This is a genomic window from uncultured Campylobacter sp. (genome assembly GCF_938018035.1).
GTDB lineage: Bacteria > Campylobacterota > Campylobacteria > Campylobacterales > Campylobacteraceae > Campylobacter_B.
This window is the reverse complement of record NZ_CALIJF010000069.1, coordinates 1-5277: the sequence shown is the minus strand read 5'-3', so window position 1 is coordinate 5277 and position 5277 is coordinate 1. Positions and strand designations below refer to the sequence as shown.

Annotated in this window: 5 protein-coding genes; 2 read left to right on the top strand and 3 right to left on the bottom strand. The window is 46.4% G+C overall.

Annotated elements, in window-relative coordinates; translation table 11 throughout:
- The 3 genes from Q0257_RS02165 to exbB form a co-directional block, all read right to left on the bottom strand.
- Nucleotides 1–842, bottom strand: an 842-nt coding sequence (locus tag Q0257_RS02165; RefSeq protein ID WP_298020991.1) for an energy transducer TonB, incomplete at its 3' end; no start/stop codon positions are given.
- Nucleotides 839–1222, bottom strand: coding sequence for a TonB system transport protein ExbD (exbD, locus tag Q0257_RS02160; protein WP_005872149.1), 384 nt, complete (start codon nucleotides 1220–1222; stop codon nucleotides 839–841). The genes exbD and Q0257_RS02165, both read right to left, overlap by 4 nt.
- Nucleotides 1223–1642 carry a TonB-system energizer ExbB gene (gene exbB, locus Q0257_RS02155; RefSeq protein ID WP_298020994.1) on the bottom strand — a complete coding sequence of 140 codons (420 nt, stop codon included), beginning with the start codon at nucleotides 1640–1642 and terminating at the stop codon, nucleotides 1223–1225. It lies immediately after the preceding gene.
- Between the two features lie 284 nt (nucleotides 1643–1926).
- On the opposite strand from exbB, the gene Q0257_RS02150 reads away from it, so the two are divergent.
- Both Q0257_RS02150 and Q0257_RS02145 read left to right on the top strand, forming a co-directional pair.
- Nucleotides 1927–3996: a TonB-dependent receptor gene (locus tag Q0257_RS02150; protein ID WP_298020988.1), complete on the top strand. Its 2070-nt coding sequence runs from the start codon at nucleotides 1927–1929 to the stop codon at nucleotides 3994–3996.
- A 361-nt stretch (nucleotides 3997–4357) separates the two neighbouring features.
- On the top strand, nucleotides 4358–5277 hold a 920-nt coding region (locus tag Q0257_RS02145), incomplete at its 3' end, for an inner membrane CreD family protein (protein ID WP_298020985.1).

Here is a 5277-nt window from a genome sequence, read left to right as displayed (position 1 = left end):
AAATTTAGCGTATATTTTATGCTAAAGTTAAATTCCATATCTTTCTCGACCTTTGGAAAGCTACCTTTTGTGCGCTCGACCGCGCTTAACGCGCCCTCATCAAGCGAATCGACATTCGAGGAAGACGTAACGCGAAGACCTTTAACGTCTCCGCTTGCCGTATAGGTAAAGTGCACGCCTACGACGCCGATTTTACGCATACGTTGCGCATTTTTAGGGTAGTGCGACTGCGCATAGCGAGAAATGATGGCGAAAATTTTCTTGCCGACATCGCTATTGCTAGGATCGCCGCGGCTTGTTATAGCGTCGCTACCGCCACCTGCGCTACTGGAGCCGCCGCCCCCGCCGCTACCCAGCGAAATAGGCTTTGTCGGATCAAACTTCGCCGTTAAATTCCTATCGCTGCTTTGAACTTTATGCTCTTTTTTTGGCTTAGGTTTTTCGATCGGTTTTGGTTTTTCTACCGGCTTTGGCTTGGGCTTTTCGACCGGTTTTGGTTTTTCGACTACAGGCTCTGGTATAGGCTCCGGTTCAGGAATCGGCTCTGGCTCCGGTATTGGCTCCGGCTCAGGCGGAGTTGGTTCCGGTTCGGGCTCGGGCTCCGGCGGAGTGGGCTCTGGCTCAGGATCTGGTTCGGACTGATCGGAAGGAGGCGGGATATTGGGCTCATCGGAGATATCGCCCTGCTTGGCCTCATCCATTATGCTATCGATGGAAAAGGCTATCATATCGGGCATGCTAGGCGGCTTCGGTGCCGACGATAAAAGAGCAAAAACAGCCACAGCGATGATGCAATGTAGCACCAAAGATACGATAAAACCTACTGCGCTATCTTTATTCATTGCTCTTTTTCGGTCACGATCGCAAATTTTTCATGGCCCGCCTTTTTTAGAACATCCATGATCGAAATGAAAGAGGAAAATTTCGAGTCTTTATCGTTTTTCAACACGACAAGATCGTTTTTATCGAGCGCGGCAATTTTTTTCTCAAGCTCATCCTCGCTTATTGCGACATCGTCTAGATAAATTTTAGATTCGCTATCCACTTTGATGGTAACTTTTTTATCCTCTTGCGGGTTTTGCGAGCTTGAAGAAGATGGAAGATTCACCTTAATATGCCCCTGCGCAATGAAAGTCGAGACACTAAGCACGATCGCTAACAGCACCAGCATAATGTCGATGAACGGGACGATATTTAGCCCGTCTCGTCTAGGAATGCTCATTTATTTAACCTCATCGTAGCGGTTTAGAAGCACATCTACCTTGCGGACGAAGCCGTTGTAGATGATGAGCGTAGGTACGGCGACGACTAAACCGGTAGCCGTAGCTTTAAGGGCAAGCGAGAGACCTTGCATGATAGCCTTGGTATCGATACCGCTTGCAGTACTCATATCAAAAAATGTGATCATAATGCCGATGACAGTACCTAAAAGACCTATGTACGGGGCATTTGAATAAACAATATAAAGCGTCGTTAAATTTTTTGTCAGAGCCTCTTCGTAAAGCGCCTTGCTTTTGTAATTGCTAGCTTTAACCTTCGAATAAAAAAGCATCCTTTCGATAGTAAACCACACGACCAAAAAGCTCATAAATCCGAGGATCGCAAAGATAATGTAATCCACGTAACGCGCCAAAAATTCCATAATGCCCATAAATTCTCCTTAAGAATTTTAAAAATTTTATAAATTTAGCAGATCGGTTTGCTAAAAAATGAGCGATTTTATCAAAAGTAGATTTAATTTTTACTAAAATTTTGATGATCGATATTTAAATTATATTTTATCATTTAGCTTTATTTAATGATAACAAAGCATTCTGAGATAAAATTGTAATGATTTTAAAACGTCTTGATAATTAATATAAAATAAAGGATTAATTTTATATTATTTGCCGTTTTTTAATCTTAATTATCATTTAGGAGTTTCGTATGAAAAAATTTCATCTGGCTTTGTCCTTGTGCGCAGTTCTTTGCTTAAGCGCACAAGCAGACGAGAAATCAAGCGCTACGGACGCATCCAAAAGCAAGGATTCAAATACGCAAAGCCTGGGCGTAATCGAAGTTACTAGCGATTCTAGCACGCCTAGCACCGTGGATGATATCAAAATCAATACTCGCAACGCTACGCTCATCAAAGATGTATTTCGCGACATCCCAGGCGTTTATGTGGGCGGCACCAACGGCATGAATCAAAAAATTTATATGCGCGGCGTGAGCGATCGCGGTCTAAATATCACGATTGACGGCGCGAAGCAAAACGGCAATACCTTTCATCACAACGCCGATTTACTAATCGATCCTGATCTTATCAAAGCCGTAGAGGTCGATGTAGGCGCGCGCTCAGTCGTGAACGGCTCGGGCGCTTTGGGTGGCTCAGTTGCCTTCAGGACGGTAGACGCTTCTGACATGCTTGAGGACGGTCAGGATATCGGCGCGAAGCTCAAAGTGGGCTATACGAGCAATAACGAAGGCTATTCGCAAAGCGCAATGCTCTATGGCAGGGCGTTTGATAGCCTAGATATGCTTGCCGCATTCAAGCACTATGGATACGGCTTCGGCGAATCGGGCAACGGCAAACCTACGGGTGGCGATGGCAACGATATAAATTATTTATTAAAAGCGGGCTATAGCTTTTTGGATTTCCATAAAATTTCGCTCTCTACCGAACATATGCAGTATAAAGGTCTCTATCCGCTGCGACCGGAATTCGGCTCATGGCTAAACGGACAGCTGGATAACCGCAAATACGAGCGCGATACGCACACGATCAAATACACGTATAATCCAAGTGACTTGCTAGAACTCGACATCACTGGATACTATACAAAGCATCAACGCATCGGATCGACTTCGACGAACGTAAAATGGGGCGTCGAGACCAAGGGCGGCAAAATCGGCGCTAAGAGTAAATTTGAAACGGGCGATCTGGCTCATACGTTGCGTTACGGCTTTGATTACTACCGCTCGGAAAACTACGTCAAGCCCGGCAATCTACGCCCCGAAAAGGTCGATAATTATAGCTTTTATATCGAGGATGCTATGCGATACGGCGGGCTTACGGTAACTCCCGGCGTGCGCTACGAAAGGCACGAGCTAAAGACTTACAACGGCAGAGGCGCTAATATCTCTAGCTACAAATATAAATTCAACGAAGTAAGCCCCGCCTTGGCGCTTGATTACGAGATCGGCGCGGGATTCGGAGCGTTTGCGAGCTATGCGCGAGTATTTAGAGGACCTGACGTAATGGAGAGCATGATGGCTGCGGGTACTAGCCGCGGCAGACCACTAAGCTGGATGGCCAATGAAAATTTAAAAGCCACTACGGGCAACGCCTACGAAATAGGCGGTCGCTACAAAAGCGAGCTAGGAGAGAATTCCTCGGTAAGCCTAACTGCGAAGTACTTCAGGACGGAGTATAAAAATCTCATCGTAGATAACAATGCTCGCGGCGGCGTTATCGGCTGCCCGGGAGGCGCGCAGGGCACCTTATGCAGGGCTAATGCAGGCGGTGCGGACATTGACGGCGTCGAGCTTTTCGCAAGATTGATATTAGATGATTTGAGCCTTGCTGCGGGCTATACCCACCAGCACGTAGAATATAAAGACCGCGTGCGCAGCGGCTCGGGCTATCTAAGCTCAAACATCATCGGCTACCGAGACTATGGCGATAAATACACCTTCAATGCCGAGTACGCAATCTCTGCGGCGGATCTACTGCTAGGCTACAACTTACTATTTTTCAACTCCAAAAACGTAGCCTCCGCAAATAGCGACGAAAAAACAAAAGTGCCTAGCTATGCGGTTCACGATCTATACGTTACCTACGCTCCAGATAGTGGGCGATTTAAAGGGCTTGAGATCAACGCGGGCGTTTACAATCTCTTTGATAAAGCCTACGCGTCGCACTCACAGCGCAGCGCCGATTTCACCGGTGATTCAAACGCTATCGACTGGGAGCCGGGACGAAATTTCAAGCTAAGCGTGGCGTATAAATTTTAAAGCTTACGCGAGATGACGGTACGAAATTTTGCACGCTAAAGCGGCGAAATTTTAAAAATTCAAAACCCTTGGAATTTCAAAATTCCAAGGGTTTTATAAATTTGAAATTCTTAGACTTAGAATTTCAAATTTTTAAATTCTACTAACATAAATTTTCTCGTAAAATTCTTGCGAATAGCAAAATTCTCATTCAAAATGGAATTCTAGCTTGCGGCGGAATTCCAAAAATTCAAAGCGATATCCGCAGCGCTTCACATCCGAAGTTTCTTTAGAATTTATAAAATTCCTCCCGCTTCAAGCGCCGTCCATTTACTCTTCGTAGTTAAAATTCTGTTTTAAATTCTACTTAAAAGGAGAGCCTTTGTTAAATTCTACTAAAAACGCCATTCGCGGGGCATTTTGGACGAAACCGTTCATAGTTTTAGTGCTGCTTTTGCTGCTGCTAATCCCGCTAAGCTTTATCGATAATCTTACCTACTCGCGCTCCGAAACCAAGCAGCTCGCGCAGGATTCGATCCTCACGCCGGTGGGTGGTGAGCTGCAAATCCAGGGCCTTGCGATCGTAGTGCCCTACGCAGAGATAATCGAAGCGATAGATAAAAGCAACAACGAGCTCATAAAAAGGCGCGTAGAGAAAAATTTCATCATCGTGCCTAAAAACTACTCCCTCGCGGCGGAGATCGACCCCACCTATCTAAAGCGCGGGATTTTTCGCGTTCCGATCTATAACGGCGATTTTGCGCTTAAGGCGGACTTTGAGGCGATAAACTATACCGAGCTCGGCGTCGATCCTGCGCGGCTAAATTTCGACGAAGCCGTGCTAGTGCTCGGCGTAGGCAATCAAAAATCCTTCACCGCCTCCCCCGCTTTAAGCTTAAACGGCAAGGAGCTTAAGCAATATCACGGCAACACCGAAGCTAAAATTTTCGATCGGAGTTTAATCTACAAGCTCCCCACTTCAGCGCTGTCGTCTGATTTTAGCATCAGCGGCACGCTTAAAATTCAAGGCGGCGAGGCGCTTCATCTAGCTCCGATCGCGCAAAATAGCCGTTTTGAAATTAGCTCTACTTGGGCATCGCCTAGCTTTGGCGGCGGCTTTATCGCCAAATCGCGCGAGGTAAGCGCTAGCGGTTTTAAAGCTTCGTGGGAAGTTACAGGCTTAGCCGCAGGCATTGCTCCTGCGTGGCTTGCAGATCAAGATGACCGCGTCGCTATGACGAACTGGCGCAGCAACGACGATAGAAATGACGCCGTAAGCATCGGCTTCATCGAGCCCGTGAA

What these genes read in the sequence shown, in the direction of transcription:
- exbD (WP_005872149.1), bottom strand. Translation starts at nt 1,222, where the DNA reads ATGAGCATTCCTAGACGAGACGGGCTAAATATCGTCCCGTTCATCGAC.
- exbB (WP_298020994.1), bottom strand. Translation starts at nt 1,642, where the DNA reads ATGGAATTTTTGGCGCGTTACGTGGATTACATTATCTTTGCGATCCTC.
- Q0257_RS02150 (WP_298020988.1), top strand. Translation starts at nt 1,927, where the DNA reads ATGAAAAAATTTCATCTGGCTTTGTCCTTGTGCGCAGTTCTTTGCTTA.